The 17,050-nt window shown below is 44.7% G+C and carries 16 protein-coding genes; 12 read left to right on the top strand and 4 right to left on the bottom strand.

Translation table 11 applies throughout. The features are described 5' to 3' along the window. Positions 1-2: 2 nt before the first annotated feature. The gene (locus F458_RS0104540; protein ID WP_018982197.1) at positions 3-665 is read right to left on the bottom strand and encodes a DnaT-like ssDNA-binding domain-containing protein; all 663 of its coding nucleotides are present in this window, start codon (positions 663-665) and stop codon (positions 3-5) included. A gap of 3 nt (positions 666-668) precedes the next feature. Continuing rightward, positions 669-1,106, bottom strand: coding sequence for a flavodoxin domain-containing protein (locus F458_RS0104535; protein WP_026294491.1), 438 nt, complete (start codon positions 1,104-1,106; stop codon positions 669-671). 274 nt (positions 1,107-1,380) lie between these two features. Here F458_RS0104535 and F458_RS0104530 point away from each other — a divergent pair, with 274 nt between their 5' ends. The 7 genes from F458_RS0104530 (at position 1,381) to F458_RS19030 (ending at position 8,355) form a co-directional block, all read left to right on the top strand. Continuing rightward, entirely contained in the window at positions 1,381-1,881 is a 501-nt protein-coding gene (locus F458_RS0104530; RefSeq protein ID WP_018982195.1) for a hypothetical protein, read from the top strand. Between the two features lie 78 nt (positions 1,882-1,959). Then, the gene (locus F458_RS0104525) at positions 1,960-2,457 is read left to right on the top strand and encodes a hypothetical protein (RefSeq protein WP_018982194.1); all 498 of its coding nucleotides are present in this window, start codon (positions 1,960-1,962) and stop codon (positions 2,455-2,457) included. 71 nt (positions 2,458-2,528) lie between these two features. Next, a complete protein-coding gene (locus tag F458_RS0104520) occupies positions 2,529-3,230 on the top strand; it encodes a fimbrial biogenesis chaperone (protein WP_018982193.1) in 702 nt (233 codons plus the stop codon). Between the two features lie 3 nt (positions 3,231-3,233). Next, the gene (locus tag F458_RS0104515) at positions 3,234-3,926 is read left to right on the top strand and encodes a fimbrial biogenesis chaperone (protein WP_018982192.1); all 693 of its coding nucleotides are present in this window, start codon (positions 3,234-3,236) and stop codon (positions 3,924-3,926) included. Positions 3,927-4,062: 136 nt separating this feature from the next. Beyond that, complete coding sequence (locus F458_RS0104510) at positions 4,063-6,411, top strand: fimbria/pilus outer membrane usher protein (RefSeq protein ID WP_018982191.1); 2,349 nt, start codon at positions 4,063-4,065, stop codon at positions 6,409-6,411. Then, a complete protein-coding gene (locus F458_RS0104505; protein WP_018982190.1) occupies positions 6,401-7,285 on the top strand; it encodes a hypothetical protein in 885 nt (294 codons plus the stop codon). The genes F458_RS0104510 and F458_RS0104505 overlap by 11 nt, the downstream gene beginning before the upstream one ends. Positions 7,286-7,617: 332 nt before the next feature. Next, on the top strand, positions 7,618-8,355 hold the full coding sequence (locus F458_RS19030) for a helix-turn-helix transcriptional regulator (protein WP_018982189.1): 738 nt from the start codon (positions 7,618-7,620) through the stop codon (positions 8,353-8,355). Between the two features lie 114 nt (positions 8,356-8,469). Here F458_RS19030 and F458_RS0104495 read toward each other — a convergent pair whose 3' ends face one another. After that, positions 8,470-10,671 carry an AAA family ATPase gene (locus tag F458_RS0104495; protein WP_018982188.1) on the bottom strand — a complete coding sequence of 734 codons (2,202 nt, stop codon included), beginning with the start codon at positions 10,669-10,671 and terminating at the stop codon, positions 8,470-8,472. A 320-nt stretch (positions 10,672-10,991) separates the two neighbouring features. On the opposite strand from F458_RS0104495, the gene F458_RS0104490 reads away from it, so the two are divergent. From F458_RS0104490 to F458_RS0104470, 5 genes are all read left to right on the top strand, one after another. Next, a complete protein-coding gene (locus tag F458_RS0104490; RefSeq protein WP_018982187.1) occupies positions 10,992-11,576 on the top strand; it encodes a recombinase family protein in 585 nt (194 codons plus the stop codon). Then, a complete protein-coding gene (locus F458_RS0104485; protein ID WP_018982186.1) occupies positions 11,573-13,402 on the top strand; it encodes an HsdM family class I SAM-dependent methyltransferase in 1,830 nt (609 codons plus the stop codon). The genes F458_RS0104490 and F458_RS0104485 overlap by 4 nt, the downstream gene beginning before the upstream one ends. Further along, positions 13,347-14,438, top strand: coding sequence for a BsuBI/PstI family type II restriction endonuclease (locus F458_RS0104480; protein ID WP_018982185.1), 1,092 nt, complete (start codon positions 13,347-13,349; stop codon positions 14,436-14,438). The genes F458_RS0104485 and F458_RS0104480 overlap by 56 nt, the downstream gene beginning before the upstream one ends. Positions 14,439-14,689: 251 nt before the next feature. Next, positions 14,690-15,763, top strand: coding sequence for a hypothetical protein (locus F458_RS0104475; protein ID WP_232362635.1), 1,074 nt, complete (start codon positions 14,690-14,692; stop codon positions 15,761-15,763). 10 nt (positions 15,764-15,773) lie between these two features. Next, positions 15,774-16,160 carry a hypothetical protein gene (locus F458_RS0104470; protein WP_018982183.1) on the top strand — a complete coding sequence of 129 codons (387 nt, stop codon included), beginning with the start codon at positions 15,774-15,776 and terminating at the stop codon, positions 16,158-16,160. 50 nt (positions 16,161-16,210) lie between these two features. Here the strand turns inward: F458_RS0104470 and F458_RS0104465 are convergent, their stop codons facing one another. Beyond that, positions 16,211-17,044, bottom strand: a complete 834-nt coding sequence (locus F458_RS0104465; RefSeq protein ID WP_018982182.1) for a hypothetical protein — start codon at positions 17,042-17,044, stop codon at positions 16,211-16,213. Positions 17,045-17,050: the final 6 nt, after the last annotated feature.

Below are 17,050 nucleotides of genomic sequence, written 5' to 3'. Positions count from 1 at the left end.
GGTCAGGACTTCTTTTGGCCGTGATATTTTTCAACCAGTTTGCGGGCATTATCGTCTGCTTCAATACCCGGTGCAACTGGCACCTGTTGATTACCTACCCGAGCCTTAGGTGCAGCGCCACCCGCCAGTCGTTTAAAACGCATAGCGTAAGCAAATTTCTGGGTCCACTGAAAATGACTAAATACTGTATTGGGGCGACCCAGCCAGTAAGCGATAAACTCCCCAACATCATCTTCATCATAGCTTTTGTCTATTAAACCGAGCAGGCTGGCCATCTGCTCGAACAGCGCTTTATCCGGTTTCCAGGAAGGTTTCATTGGCTGATGCTGACGATGAAGGTGGGCAAAGTCATCCTGGGCCTCATTACATAGCGGCAAAAGAATTGTCTGACCGTTGAGTGTTTGCTCAAAACTAAGATGCTGGGGCAGAGCGACGAGGCCCGCTTGTTCTAAGTGCCGCAAAAGGCTGTTTATCTGCCGGCCTCGGGTAAACACTTTTTCTTCCTGATTATCAGCATTTAACAGCAACAATAAAAATTTATAATTGAGTGGATCACTGGTGGTAGTGGCCAGATTTGCTGTGGGTCTGAGTCCCAGACAGTATAGTACTCTGGCCTCGTTATTGAGCCCCGAGCAAAGTGCATGATATTCGGCCTGGGTAAACACGGATTATTGATCTGCCAGAATATTTTCAAACCATACCACCGCCTCATCTTCAGGAATGGGATGGTTTAATACATCTATATGAAGTGGTGGAGCCAACAGCGATGCGCCTGCCTCCAGAATAATCTTTTCCATCTCGATGGCGCCGTAGCAATAAGTGTCATAGCTACTGTCACCGAGCCCTATGATATAGGCCTGGGTTTGGTCTAAATTAGCCTGTTTGACCTGCCTTGCAAATGTCTGGATATTGTCTGGCAGTTCGCCAGCACCATGGGTCGAGGTACAAATTACCCATCTGCTGTCTACAGGGATTTCAGCCAGATCCGGCTCCAGATGAATAACTACCGTATATCCGGCTCGTTTGGCCACATCCTCTAAGGCGTCAGCGACATATTCCGCCGCGCCAAGCATTGAACCTACGATTACGGAGAGATGCTTAGACATAAACTTACATTCCAGGTTAGAAGCCGGGCGTTGCCAACAGCTAGCCCATAAGAAGATGATAAAATACCACGAGGTGAAATACGGGTACAGCGCGGTACTCTTTTCTTCCTGCTTCTGTCGCTACCAAAAGTGTATTTTCACCTAGATTATTACTTACAACTTTTCTACTACTTATCCTCCTCACTTTAAGACTTCAATTACTACTCTGACATCTGATTTAGCGACTACAATCTTTCTACCTTGAAGATTAAAAATAATTTATTGATCAATTAATATGGTTCTTCAAACAGGAAGATATTTTTGCTTTATTTTTCTTCTCTCAGTTATAGAAAATGTTACTTGTTTTGCCAACTCACTGACATTGGATATATCAGGAAAAATAAACGACCAGTGTCAAATTAATCTCTCTGCGGGAAATGAAATAGATTTATCTAATGTGAAAGAAAAATCGCTACCTATGGATATCTACTGTAATCAGCCAATGAATATACGAGTTTCATCTGTAAATGGTGGTCTTGCTATAAAAGGAAGAGAAGACATAGAACCTCATATCTACACATTAGAAATTGATATTGGCGATTTAAATTTAAATTATAAGAATAAAAGCGATGCATTAACTATTGCTAAAGAAGTAAAGAGTTCAGGTGTCATTCCTTTTTCTACGTCAGGAACGCTAAGGGTGACGCTGGAAGAAAGCCTGCTTTTCGCAGGTTATTATGAAGATGTTGTTCAAATAGATGTTTTTCCATCTATTCACAATATCTCAACACAATGATCTGTCATCAGACAGATTAACAGCTCAGCGGTTTCGGGCAAACTTAATGTTGTAAAATGATAAACAAGGAATATTAAGATGAGAAAGTTAACACTTTGTGCAGCAGCAGTCACCGCGCTTGTAGCATCAGCTTCACACGCCGGACCGGGTGATGTACAGCTGGTTGGTTATGTCTCTCCCGTATGCGAAGTAAGTGGTCTGAATACCCAGTTACTTGATTTTGGGGATGTTACATCATCGCATCAATCAGTTAACATTGGAATGCATTTTAAGTGTAATGATGTGGATGGTGCCACCGTTACACTTATCAGTGCTGAAGGCGGTCTGGAGTCAGATGACGATGAAGATTTTGCCCTAACTTATGACGCGGTATTTACGCCAACTGGCCTAACGCCCTTAACACTGAATGCGCCAGGCGGCCCCGGCCAAAATGATGTACCTGCCTCACAGATATACGGGGGCTCTAGTGCTCTGGCTTCCGGAGTTGGAGCTTCATTAGTTGTTACTACAACAGAAGCAGCCACCTGGGCTGGAGGGTATTCTGATACACTGACTGTCAATGTAACCTCTAACTAATTACCATATAAAAAGGTGATTAACGAAGGTCTTATTTAAAATAATAATTAATGTAAAAGATGGAGCTTAAGATGGTTCGCTACTTATATTTGATCGCAACTATTATGTTTTGTCACAATGCACTTGCGTATAAAGTAGAGCCAATGGTTGCAGAATTAGAGCCTATTGGTAATCGCTCGCAAATGACCATGCGTATTGATAATACATCAAATAAAGTGCTGACCGTCGAGCTCTATCCTTTTTCTATGACAATGGATGAATATGGAAAAGAAACCCGAGAACCCGCTGACGGTGAATTATTAGTTATTCCGGTTACCGCTGTTATTCAGCCCGGTCGCTCTCAGTCTGTTATCGTTCGTTATTTAGGTGATCCTTCTATCACCCAGTCAAAAGCATATCGTATCTCCGTAAAAGAAGTTCAGTTAGAAAGCAAAAAAAATAATAGTGGGATGATGGGGCTACTATTTCAATTCAACACACTTATAAATGTAAAGCCAAAAAATACATTTTCTGAACTTAATGTCGAAAAAATATCACAAAAAGATGATAAATGGTTGCTGGAAGTTATTAATTCTGGCGATAGTTATGGTCGTCTTACACAAACAAGATGGCAGGTTTCTGATGGCGCGAACTCTTTGATGCTCAAGGGTTCCGATATTAGTAAATATATTGCTGGTACATTAGTATTGCCACAATCTAAACGTGTGTTTGAGATGACACCTATTGAGAACTACAACGCATCGACTGTATCTATAGATATCCTGCAGGATTAAGATATGGACCGGGTAAAGTGGTTCCTGCTGTGTTGGTTATTGGTTAGCTATCCACTTACAGCAAACAGTGTAATTATATCTCCCACCGTGCTAACGCTTAATACACAAAGTCATCGCGTAGCTCAGCTGGTTGTGACAAATAATTCCACTCAGCGTTTGCCTCTGGAAGCCCTAGTCATGAACCTGGTTTTTCAGGATGACGGCAATTATAAGACGCAAGTAGCATCCGACAGCCCGCTAAAAATTTTTCCACCAGCGGCCATTCTGGCGCCGGGCAGCAAGCAGACATTTCGGGTTCAATGGTTAACGGATAGCTCGCTGGATGAATCAAAAAGCTATTTTGTTCGATTTGCACAACTTCAATTAGCGAAGAACAACTATGATCCTGTTAATCAGTCTGGAATCAGCAGCGGTGTGAGTGTCCAGGTCAACTATAACGCTCTGATTCATGTTTATAACAGCGCTCAAGAGCCCGGTGTCCTTTTGATAGTTGATGATGACGGGCAGGGTATTCTCAAAAATAAAGGAACCCGCTTCACTTACTCCAGTTTGCTGCACTTTAATGGTATAGCAGCGGAGACTCAGGAAGCAGTGTTAAGCACTATCGGCGATATATTTATACCCCCAAACTCATCGCGGGATATTATTGTCGGCAGGTTGTTACCCGCAGGTGAGTATCATGGGCAGGAAAGATAATGGACAGATTTTTCAATTACATTGCCTGACATGGACAATCCAAACTTGCTTAGTATTAAGCTTGTTACTTATTTATTGTCAAAGTTCGATGGGGCAGGAGGTCACACTTAACCCCACGGGGCGGGATATACAACTCATGTCGTTACTTAAGATAAGCGATACGGTGCTGGGCGAGGCTGAAGTAACCATCACCGCCGAGAATAAGATACTGTTACCTAAAGCCAGTACGCTTGCGTTGCTTTCTGATGTGATAATAGAGGAAAAAGTTTCAGAGCTTCGCGATACTGGTGGAGAAGCGATGCTGTCTCGCAATGATTTCAAGCAGGCGGGCCTAGAACTTATTTTTGATATGTCCACATTAGAATGTATTGTTAAGGTGCCGCGCGAATACAGTCGTATCCATCGACTTTCACTGGGTAACGATGAAGACCATAGCAATTACACCAGCGCCAGTCCCATCAGCGGTTTTATAAATTTAAATGTCGCTGCCAATGATAATCAAACCATATCTGAACAGGATAATACTTCCAGAGTGTATGGCGCGAGAATAGCTTCTGCGCTGAATTTGGGATGGGCCAACTTTGAATACGAATCAAGATACGAAAAATCAGACGACCAAACCGGCAGTTATTTACGCGAAGGTACTCGATTAAATATAGATTTTGCAGAACAGGGTACCCGTTTAACTGTGGGGGATATGTTTAATATTGGTGACAGTTTTCAAAACAGCGCTGATATTCTGGGGATCGGCGTGACCCGGGACTTTATCAGTATTCCTACCCGCAATGTCAGGCCCCGGGCAAACCAAATATTTACTCTGATGCGAGGCTCAAATGTTGACGTGGTCATAGATGGTGCGGTGGTACAGCGGCTTTCCCTGGGCGCCGGTACTTATGATCTCAGCGATATTCCGTTGGCACAGGGTACCAACGATATTCAGTTAGTCATTACCGATTCGGCAGGCGCTGAGGAAATTATACAGTTTTCCGTAGCAACAGGTAATGATCTGCTGGATGCCGGAGAGTTCGAATACTCGGCGATGTATGGAATCCCCCGAGAGTTTGGCACCGATGAAATAGACTACGTATCAGATGAACGTGTTGTAAGCGGTTATTTGAATGTAGGCGTCGCGCCCTGGCTTACGCTTGGTATCAACGGGCAAAAGCGGGAAGATATTTATCAATACGGCGGCACCGTACTATTTGCCAATGCCATCGGTGTGATGGAATTATCAGCAACAAAAAGCGCTCATCCCCTGCTGGGAAAAGGAGAAGCCTATCGGCTGGCGTTGGATGCGGATTTTGATAACAACAATATCTGGCAACCGCAACTGAGTGCGATTTACGAATATTCGTCTGATAATTTTTCAGGTATTCAGGATGGCGTCACAGACATTGTTCAATTAAGTACTACTGAGCATTTTTTTTCAGCATTTGGTTCTGTTTACATCAATGATACTTTGCGCGCTGCCATGACTATTGATCACCGTTCAGGTAGTGATAAAGATGCAAATTACTGGCGTTTCAGTCCTGGTTTATCAGGCCGCTTTTTCAGTACTCCAGCTACCTGGAGTGTGCGTGTTGGTTTCCAGTTAAATGAAACTCAGGATAATGAGTGGAATACCTCCCTAACCCTGAGCTGGCCTTTTAGTAGAAGTACCAGAGCAATTGGTCGTTACGATTCTCAGCTCAATCAATACGCTGTAGATACCACTTATCAGGACAATATCGGTAATACCGGTGGGTTGTCAGCGTATGCATCAGTTGTCACCAATAAAGAAATTGATACGGATGTAGACGCGGGCGTAAGTTATACGGGAAATCGGTTCGAAGCCCTGGCAGGGCATACCACACGTTTGGAAGACATCAATGACGATATTCGTAGTCATAACACTCGTGTACAGTTAAGTAGTGCAGTTGCCTTTGCTGGCGATAAAGTCGCTATTGGACGACCGGTACGCGAAGCGTTTGCGCTGGTTTCTCAGCATAAAAGCCTGAAAGACAATAAAGTCGCCATTTCACCTGCCGCAGAACAAGGCTACGCCCGTGCATATGGGTATGGTGCAATGCCCGCCCTGGTGCCTGATTTAGTGGCTTATAATCCACAAATGCTTAGTTATGAGGTTGAAAATCTTCCTCCAGGCTATGATCTGGGTGATGGCGCATTCTGGGTCAATCCGGCATATCGACGCGGCTATGACTTACAAATTGGTTCTGATTCTGTTTATACGGTTATTGGCACGCTGCTGGATACAAGCTCTGACGAACCTATTTCGTTAGTCGCTGGCGTGGCCAGATACCTTGGCGATGAATCTCAAAAAGAGGTTGAATTTTTCACTAACCGCAATGGTCTTTTTGCTATTTCCGGGGTGCGACCGGGCGACTATGAGCTGGTGTTGGAAAATAAAGCCCAACAGAAAACAACACTAACGTTAGCTGAACAAGATGATTTGCTTATTCGGTTAGGGAACATTTATGTGGACTAAACCGGCTTTTTATTGTTGCGGCGTGCTTTTTTTGTTAGCCAGCAATACTGCTATCGCGCAGTCCTGTGAGTTCGGCTCAATTCACCTACAACCGCTATCTGGGCAATCAGGCTATGATGTACTTGCCGACGGTAATTACGCGCTCACAATGAGTTACAGGCTCGGTGTGCAGATCTCGGGTGAAGATTGTCAAACTGCAATTCGCTTACGATTAAAAGACGGAGGGCAGGCGTTACAGGGACAGGGTAATGGTGTTTTAGAATTCGACTGGCACGGAAGTAGCGGCTATGCGCAGACTGACAGTTGGATAGCGACCCTTTCGACCCAGCAACCTATGACTACTATCGCGTTGCGCTTCAGGACTAAGCAATGGCTTTCTGCCGGCCCATATGCTGGTCAGCTGGAGGCAACGATGGATGATGATGCATTGGTTTATAACGCAGCTGCATTACCTGAAACCAGGGATATACAGGTGAATGTTCTACCTATAGCGCAAATCCAGTTTTATGGCATGACCCAGCAACATTATGATTTTGATATGGGGGTATTAACCTCTAATAAGCAAATTTCCGGCGCCCCGCGGCTTTGGGTTCAAAGTAATACGGGTTACACCATTCGCGTGGCCTCCGGTCATCATGGCAGGCTGCGACACCAGTCAATGAACGAAAAGTGGGATATTTTTTATCAGATGCTGTTGGACAATAATTTTCTGGATATTACGAATCCGGTTGCTGAAGTTGCCTATGACAGTCTGTCTACGGGTCATATTATCCCTATCGGTTTTGTCATTGGCGATACTGCACACAAGCCAGGTGGTATTTACAGTGATTCCCTGCAGATTTCGGTGGAACCAGATTTAGCTATAAAACCTTAAGCTTACACGTTCGTTAGTATGAATTTGCTGACAAGAGTGACTAATAATGGAAAAAAGCAGGTTTTCTGTTACTATTTGTGTAAATTTTAATCAATTCGGAGCAGTTACTGTTCATTAGAGGGAAAGTTTCACTACTTCCGCAGCAGGGTTGAATGAGGTTCTTTGCTTTAACGATTTATGCAATAGACAGCGCGTTATTCCAGTCTTTGATAGTTGCAGAGATGTCATCGCTTTTGTTTGTTTTTGGTATCAGCGGGGCTAGTTGACAGGGTGTCAGCAAAACCTGATGTGGTTTACACGTGCTTTATGGAAAAATAAAAACAGGACTATTTATGCATAACGCGACAGATGATAAGTCCACTTGCACCTCTATTTTGCTAGTGGGCGAGTATTGTATACAAACACAGTTTATTCAGCGGGAATTGGAAAAAGCGGGCTACGCATTTACCTGCCGTTCAGTATTGCAGGCTTGCGAATCAGCATTTGATTTTTCTTCCTTTAGGGTCATTTTAACCTCTTACCGTATTGCACAAACCAGCGCCCTGCGAGAGCGGCTAAACCATACAGAAAACCCCATCGACATCGTTATTTATGATGTTCCTGAAACGACTACTAATGCTTTGCTTTTATCGTTGCAGAATTTAAAGGGTATGCTTTATGAACATGCCCCTATAGAACATCTGACCTGTTGCCTGGAACATGTGGTAAGCGGAGACTACTGGCTACCGCGCAAACTGATGGCCGAACTCCTGTCCAGTTATCAACCCTATGCAAAAAACACCCACAAGAAAACAAATGTTTTACACAACCTCACTAAACGAGAGCAACAAATTATCGAGCGTGTGGTTCAGGGCAAAAGCAATCTGGAGATAGCAGAGGAACTATTTGTCGCTGAAAGTACGGTAAAAACCCATATCTACCGCTTGTATAAAAAGTTGAATGTAAGCAGTCGAAAAGAGGCAATCAGCAAATTTGGCCATAGTTCTATTGTCTATAGCCCTAAAAAGATTAACAACCACCACAATCCAGTTACCATACCGGTAAGTAAACGGGACGCCCTGGAGCGGTAGACGGTCATTTCCCGATGCAGAATGTGAAATATAATTATAAAACAAAAGGTTACGATGCTTAGGGAGTAAATGTGGATCAAGTTTATTAAGATCCAGGACTCACAGTACCCAGCCTTAAGCACCAGTGAACGTGAGCGCTTTAACATCTTTAAACAGCGCAATTAGATGGTCCATGGCTAAATCAATTAGGGGCTCGTACATGAACGAATTAAGGTGAATATTTTCAGGTGTCATTAATGTAACCTGAGATAGCACCCTTTCTAATTGCTCAAAATCACTGTTGCCTGACTGCTCGTTCACAATTCTATTGAACAGCCGCCCGGTTTGTGAACCCTTGATGGGAGTTTTATCGTTCACATGATCCCACATAAACTCCTCCGCTTTTAGGCGTATAGCTATGGAAAGCGCTATTTTTCGCTCTAAAGCTATTGTGTCTGTAGGAACTTGAGCATTTGCTAAATCATCAGCAGTTCTATAAATAAGATCTAGGACCGGCTCATCTTTATCGAAGTTTTGGCTAACATCTCTTCTTTGTACGACCTTGGCAATAATATTTTCTAAATCCTCTACTTTTAATGATCTTGTTTTATAATCGGGCTCATCATCATTGTCTTTGATATGAAGCATTGATGTTAGCTTTTTGTAATCTGGCGAAAACCCATCTCGGTACTCGATAAGATTTCTTACAAAGGGTATCATTGAAATTAACATTTCAGCATTTGAATCGTAACTCTTTTTCCAGAGATCAAATGGGCTGGATACATCTTTACTTCCCCCTTTAAGAAGTAAAATCTTCCCCTCGCTCTTTTGAGCTATGAAAGAGTTGTCCCATTGAGCCGTATCGAGGACTCGTCCTTGAACTGTCCTGTAAAAATCAAAGTTATGCGTCAGTATAATTAATCTAAACAGGTCCTCTCCGGCCATCTCCCTCAGATACTCGACAATCGCATACTTATTTTTATAATCAAACGAATCTGCAATATCATCAATAATGATTACTGACCTTTGACCTGATTTTAATCTTGCTTTGAACTCGAAAATCACATAAAGCAAGTACATAGCTCTCCGCTCACCTAGTGAGAGACAATCAAGAGAATCTAGTTGACCTCTGTCGAATCTCACCGGTTCACCATTTTCCCTTGGAAAGGTGAAAACCATGTTTGGTGCTGATGTTCCTAGAATTACATTTTTATGATCTTCAATATCGACTCCAAAGGGAACGTAAAAGCGCCTTTTAAAAACTTCTTTTGATTCGTGCCACAATGTGTTTTCTAAGCTTGCCTGCCTTTCTATTTCTGCAAGCTCTGATTTTTTGCTTTGGAATAAGCTAAGTAAGCTGTCAAATCCTGACTTGTCAGTCGCATAATAAGACGACCAGAGCAATTTTTTAAGGTGCGCTAGGTCTCCTAAATACGCGGTTACTGTTGGGCTACTCTCAATGATCTCTTGAAATGCTTTAACTGGTGCGACGCCAGAAATTATTTTATTTGATATGGTTTGTAGTTGACCGTCGCCAAGAATAGACTCACTTTCTTTTTTTAGCAGCTCATCGAGACTCTTTTGATCACATATAGGTTCATCATTCCCCTTCATCAAAAGTTTATGCTCGGCATTAAAGAACTTCTCTTTCTTAAGAGACTTCGAAACTGACGCGGCATTTATTGGGTTGAATTTACCCCTAGAAAATAAAGGAGATTTATCGACGAGTTCATTATAGCGAGTGCTGTATTCATCTATATTATCGCGAATAGACTCATCATTTAGCAACTCAATAACTTTCGGGTCGAATATCTTTGAATATGGAATTTTTGAGAGTTCTGAATTTCCTTGATCAAAATTTTGGACGGCTTCAATCGCTTCAAAAATATTATCAACTTCGAAATCGTCAATTAATTGCTGTTCGACTTTGTCCTGGGAGACTTTTGATAGCTTATTCAACCCTTTTGAGAGTTGATTTCGTGCGCTTAATATTTCTTTATAAATAGAATCATAAGTGGCTTTTTGCTCGCTATTAACAAGCAATGTAGATAAATTATCTGAGTCAAACTCTGCATCAAAGGGCTTAACTACCAATATCTCATCTGGCAGTATTTCTTGGTCATCAATCTTAATGCTCCATTCAGGCTCAAGATTATAGAGAACTTCCTTTGGCTTTCCGCCGTCCACACTAAGGCAATCAAATGTTTTAGCTAAAGAAGTTTTCATGACCCCATTAGGAGCATATATTAAGTGTGCGTTCGATTTTTCAAAGCTGAACGTCTCATTAAAATCCGATATACCAAAGCAATTTTTCAACTTAATAGATAGCTTTTCCATAACCCGTTCCCCTGAACCTACAATTCGCTTTGGCGAATCCTCTTTCTATGTAATGAGCTGAGAGGATTACCTTAAATTTTTACTAAATTTAATAACTTAGTCTGCCTTAGCTAGGAGCTTGCAGCAAGTACAGGAGAGTCTGCTTTCTTGCGACCAGATCGATAGGCAATATCTATGATATGCGAACTTATCAATTAATATTGTCTACGTCCATAAAACCACCGTTTTATGAACACCTTCAGAAGGTGCCATTTCGCATGGATTCTCGGTGTGCAATTTGTTAAAATACTTGTATATTTTTCTATGTAAATTAATTGTGCATGAATCAACGTATTGGCTATGCCCGCGTTTCAACGGATGATCAAAACCTGCACCTCCAAAGGGACGCTTTGGAGAAAGCGGGCTGTCAGGTCATCTATGAAGACAAAGCCAGTGGGAAGAACACTGAAAGGCCGGAGCTTGAGGTTTGCCTGAAAGCTCTGCGTTCAGGCGACACGTTGGTGGTTTGGAGGCTGGACCGTCTGGGACGAAGCTTGGGTGATTTGGTCAAACTCGTGACGACCCTGGAAGAACAGAAAATCGGATTTGAGAGTCTTCAAGAAAAGATCGAAACGACAAGTGCCTCTGGAAAGCTGGTTTTTCACGTATTTGCTGCACTTGCTGAATTTGAGAGAAACCTAATCAGCGAGAGAACACGAGCTGGATTGAAGGCTGCGCGGGCGCGTGGCCGACTTGGTGGGCGTAAACCAAAGCTGAAACAGAAAGACATTCGCGAGATTAAAGCTCTACTCAAGGATCCAAATATACCCGTCTCTGATATTGCCAAGCGATTTGGAGTCTCAAGAACAACTATTTACAACAGGGTCGGGGTAGTTAAACCTGACCGCGAGGGTACGAAGGCATGAATGCGTATCACTTTCAGGATATTTTAAGCGAATCGGAAGAGCCCCTTGTCAGGTATGACGCATGTAAAAGCATGGCACGAGGGTATGCCAGCTCTATCTCAGATGATGAGCATCGTCTGGCTGTAGCTCGATCATATTGTGCCGTTCTGGTGACTTCATATTGGAATGAGGTTAATTTGCGCCACGGCTCTAAGCTTAAAATTTTTCCGGTTCCCCATGATACATTTCTCGCTGATGTTGCATCAGACGCTGAAGACGTTGCAAAAAGTACAGGGCGAGTAATCGCTCAGTTTCCCGATATTGATGCGGGATTTTTGATTGGCTCAATCTATACAGCGATGTTACCAGTGGCTTTCCGCTCAAAGCTGGGAGCTTACTATACGCCGCCTCCTTTAGTTTCCCGTCTACTTGATTTATCCGAAGATGCTGGGGTTGATTTCAGTAAAGCGTCCATAATAGACCCGGCCTGTGGTGGAGGGGCATTCTTAGCACCTGTAGCAACAAGAATGCTTGAAAAATCGAAAAACACATCAGCAGAATGGAAGATTCGGCAGATAGGTAAGCGATTGAAAGGGGTAGAGATAGATCCCTTTGCCGCCTGGATGACGCATGTCCTTCTTGAATCGGTACTCATTGATTTGTGCATTAAAGCGCGGAAGAGGTTACCAAAAGACGTAATAACTGTTGGTGACGCACTCGCATATGAGTCATCGACAAAATTTGATTTGGTAATTGGCAATCCTCCATATGGGAAAGTTACGCTTGATGCAACGTTAAGAGACAAGTACGCACGTTCATTGTTCGGTCACGCCAATCTTTATGGCTTGTTTACCGATCTTGCATTGAGAACTGCCAAGGAAGATGGAGTCATCGCCTACCTCACGCCGACATCATTTCTGGGCGGTCAGTATTTCAAGGCGCTACGAGAATTGCTACTTACTGAAGCAGCACCACGAGCTTTCGACTTCATCTCTAACCGAGAAGGGGTATTTGATGATGTGCTCCAAGAAACATTGTTGACAACGTTTAAGAGGGGAGCGCGACGCAGCCCCTCTAAAGTGTCACTTCTCGTTCCACAGGGGCTTAATGAAGCCAAAGTAGAGCACATTGGTAAAGTGGGCATAGTTAAGGGCGATGGGCCTTGGCTAATCCCTAGGGTGTCAAAGGACGCAGCTTTACTTAACCGCATTAAGAAGATGCAAACACGGCTTCCTGACCTTGGATATGTAGTATCCACTGGAAAGTTGGTTTGGAACCGGCATAAAACTCAGCTCAAATCAGAAAAGACGAAAGATTCGTTACCGTTGATATGGGCCGAGTCAGTTACAGCTCAAGGATTTAAATTCTCAGCAGTGAAACGGAATCATGTCCCCTATATCGAGGTGAAAAGCAACCAACAACACCTTATTACACGGGAGTCATGTGTTTTAGTCCAGAGGACTACATCAAAAGAACAGAGTCGTCGGGTTTTGGGCGCAGTCATCCCCCAAGACTTTATCGACCGAAACAACGGCGTTGTAGTTGAGAATCATTTGAATATTGTTTACTCCGACGGTCTGATCAGAGAGGTGACTGTCGAAACGATTAACGCTCTCCTCAATTCAGAGGTCTTCGACCGCATATATCGCTGTATAAGCGGTAGTGTTGCGGTCTCTGCCTATGAGCTGATGTCGGTTCCTCTACCTACGATTGAAGGCTTGACAAAGCTGCAGAAGATCATTTTGGCCGGTTCTGATAGACTCACCATCGAGAAATGTGTAGCCAAACTGTATGGAGAGAACAAAGTTGAGCTGGCCGAAAGTACCAAAACTGGAGGTAATCGCTGAGCGATTGCCACAGATCTTCCCAGATGGGACAGAAAATCGTAACTACGTTACCCGCGAAATGGCGGCCCGCACGCTTTATGTAATGTTCTATGCAGGAGCGATTGACGGACAGGAGCGCTGGATTCGTCCGAGCCAAGTTACTGACATGTCGGATGAGCAAGCAGTGCTGCTGTCGGACGAAGAGCGCAACGCTTGGGTCGAACAAGCCCTCTCCAGCAAGAAGGAACGTCCAGCTAACACTTGGTACGCTCCGAACTCACGAGAACCCGTCAGGGATGAGACTATACGATACGGGTTCATAGCTTTGGGGGCGGTTTTGGAGAGAGCTGGCCTGCCAGTTACTACGCCACTTCCAAAGTATGCGATGACTCAAAAATTTGCGGCTCTTTTTGATGAGACCTTAGTCGGCCAGCAATTGGAGGATGCGATTCTTGCCTGGCAGAAAGCACACCTCAATCCGGCGGCACTCAGCCGGATAAGATTGTTGGGAGCGAACGCGGCAGCGGCCAACTCCGATACCATCACAGCCACGTTACCCAACGCCGGTGTGGTAACCCTTGAATCAGGGCCTTCTGGCGTCATTGGAAAGTGCGTTATCGAGGATTTTGCGCCCAAGTTCCTCAAGAATCCCGCTGTCTTGTGGTTATCACAATCCGGTGAAAAAGTGGGGATTGATCTCGCCAGTAGGCTGAAACTGAAGATCGACCCATCAAAGACACTACCAGATGTCATATTGGTTGACTTGGGGACTAAGACAGATGGCAGCGATATGCTTTTCGTATTCATTGAGATCGTAGCCTCTGATGGTCCAGTAAACTCTGTGCGTAAAAAGAAATTAACTGAGATTGCGGTGGAAGCGGGATTTAGCCCTGAGCATTTGGCCTTTGTTACTGCCTTCCAGGATCGCTCCGCACCAGCATTCAAAAAAGCGATGTCAGAGCTAGCATGGGGAACATATGCTTGGTTTTGCTCAGAGCCAGATAATATTATTAGTCTGAAAGACGGAAAGTCCCTTAGTCTATCTGAGATAGTCTAGTCCGTAGGAAAATAAGTTTATAAGAAACTTCTCTTCCATACGCGCTCTAGCAATTATCCTCAAAGATACCTCTTTGCGCCCAAAACGGGCAAGAACACACCCTCCGATTTGACTGGTTCCAGGAGAGAATATCCTGGAATCGTTCAGCTATGGAGGTGTGTATGAATGTAAAAAGTCGATCCATTGGGATGCTCATTGGCATCGTTGCCCTAGCGGTCGGCAATCAAGCCGTCGCTCAGCAAAGCGCAAGTGTGAGCGAGAAATCCGCCCGGGAAAACCGCTCTCAGCTCGAAAAATCCATCAACGAAGAAAACTCTAAAGAGATTCAGCGACAGAACGGCCAAGAAGAGCGTACCGGTCAGGAATCTCGAACGACAGAAACGGATTCCCAAAGGGATGCCACGGAACTATCGAATCGCAAGCAGGCGCAAGATACTGACCGGTTGTCGGTAAAGACAGCGCCGCTCGCACTTATGAATGAGCTATTTGCCTATGTTGAGCAGGGCCGCTCAACGCATGGACCCACCGCGTCTGCCATTAAGAGTTGTTCTCTTGTCACAAAGCCCCGCGCGCCTCAGTTTCCCCGTAGGGAGCCGAAACCGGTTTTAACCAGTGCTCAAGCTTGTATGGCCTGGAACAAAGAAAAAACGCTTGGTCAGTGTCAGCTTGAGGTAGAACAAGCTGCCTACAACTGGGCAACTACCGGCATGCCCTCGACGATGCGTATCCCAGCACAGTACCTCCTCGATGATGGGGCTTGCTGGGCATTATATGGCTTGGTCGCTGAGGCAACTATGGATGAGCTCGCCTCGGGGCAGTCCATTCCTATAGGACAGAGCGTGAAAGTTGGACTTGCGCAGGCTATGAGCCATCAACTAGGTCGCGAGGACCTCCCTGAAGCAGCTCGAAAGATAGCCAAGAGGCAGTTTGGAGAGAATTGTGTTGTCCCTACCAGCAGGGGCTATCGCTACGAGGGAAAGTATGACTGGAGCTGTGGAGCGTTCAGTGTGGACCCTAAGAGCTTAACCGCGTCGGTTGGCGAATTAACGGTTTACGGTCGGGGCAATTCTATTTTCGGTCAAACCTGGGATCTAGAAACATCACGGTCACAAGATGTGCTTTATTCACGATCCCGCTCAATTACTGATAGCTCTGAGCAGTCCGCGTCCGACGCACAGTACGCAAGCCTAGATAACCGGCAGAGTCAGTCTAAGAACCTTTCTATGCGCATTTCTGAGCGCCTTCAGACTGAACGTGCGGCCAATGTAACGAATTCGGCTGAAACCGGATTCTCGGTTTCTCAACCAGGTATTAAAAATAACTAAGGGGACTACTATGAAATCTATACTCTACGGCATCGCTATTTCTATGCCACTTACCGCAATAATTGTGTATTTTGCTTTATCTGGACGGCAAGAGGTCGTGGTTCAACAGAAAGCCCACGAGGTGCAGCAGCAGATCCAGTCTGAAGAATTCAGACGCGATTTCGCGCAAGCGTGGCATGATTTCGACAATCCGCCAACCGCTGAAGAGCAAGCAGCGCAAGAGAAGACCTTTGCTGCTCGGCAAGCTGAACGAGAAGCTAGAATTTCGCGCTTGGAACAGCAGCGAGAAGCACTTTCTGGTGATATGGATTTGATGTTTGAGCAGCTCGATAGCGACATGGAGGACATGCGAGCCGCCTTGCGTGAGGCTGAAGTCAATCCTCCTAAATCAAACTAATCATAAAAAAGCCCCGGATGTACCGGGGCTCTCTGATACCAGACTGACTGCTACAAGCTCAACCCTTTGTCCCGGTCACGTTCTTTCTGGTGACCAATAGTCGCATCTTGGGCTTTTTCTGCGAGTTTTGCTCGCTCCTTCTCCCGACCCTCGGCCTGCGATACTACCTTCCGATGCTCTGGGCTTGGTTCGTAGTGCATGAACTGCTTTCGAGCGCTTTGAGTTAGCTTGTTATGGGTTTGAACAATGAGCTTGTCTGCTTTTTGCTCCTGCCCGCTTTTCCAAAGCTCACGAGCCTGAGATATTGCATGGGACATAACCTGATTCCGCTCCGCTGCCGCATCCCTGATATGACTATGAGCAAGCTGCTTCTCAGCGGCTTTGCTAATTTTCGTGAGCTCACCTTTGATTTCGGAGACTAGTTCGCTCTTCAGGTCAGTTTTTTGCTCCTTGTCAGGGCTTATAAAAGCTTTCTCGACTAGCTTCGCGGCCATCCAAACGAGACCTACAGCAGCCTCTGTGAAAATGTCATTCTGTAGGTATCCTCGTTGATGGTTGTTCAGCATTTCGCTGACCCAGTTTTCCTTTTCTGGTCGTTGAAATCCAGCCGATTCGAGCCGGTGAACCAGTTCCGCAGTTTTCTCGATGGCCTCTAGTTGCTCTCTCGGTAGAGCGGACTCCTCGCTGAGCTTGCTAATATCGAGAGAAGATTGCTTCAGCGTTGGTTCGGGCTGACTATTCGCAAATTGCTTTATATTGGCTTGATCTAGGGAAGATTCTGCCGCCTTGTTTATCTCAGACAAAAACTTATGCGGGTCCGACTGATCTGACCTAGATAATGAGTCCAAAATACTGACTACTCGTGCTTTATCTTTAGTATCCATAGTTTA

Origin of the sequence: Salinimonas chungwhensis DSM 16280 (genome assembly GCF_000378185.1) — a bacterium.
GTDB classification, from domain to species: Bacteria; Pseudomonadota; Gammaproteobacteria; order Enterobacterales; family Alteromonadaceae; genus Alteromonas; species Alteromonas chungwhensis.
This window is presented reverse-complemented; position numbering and strand designations above follow the sequence as displayed.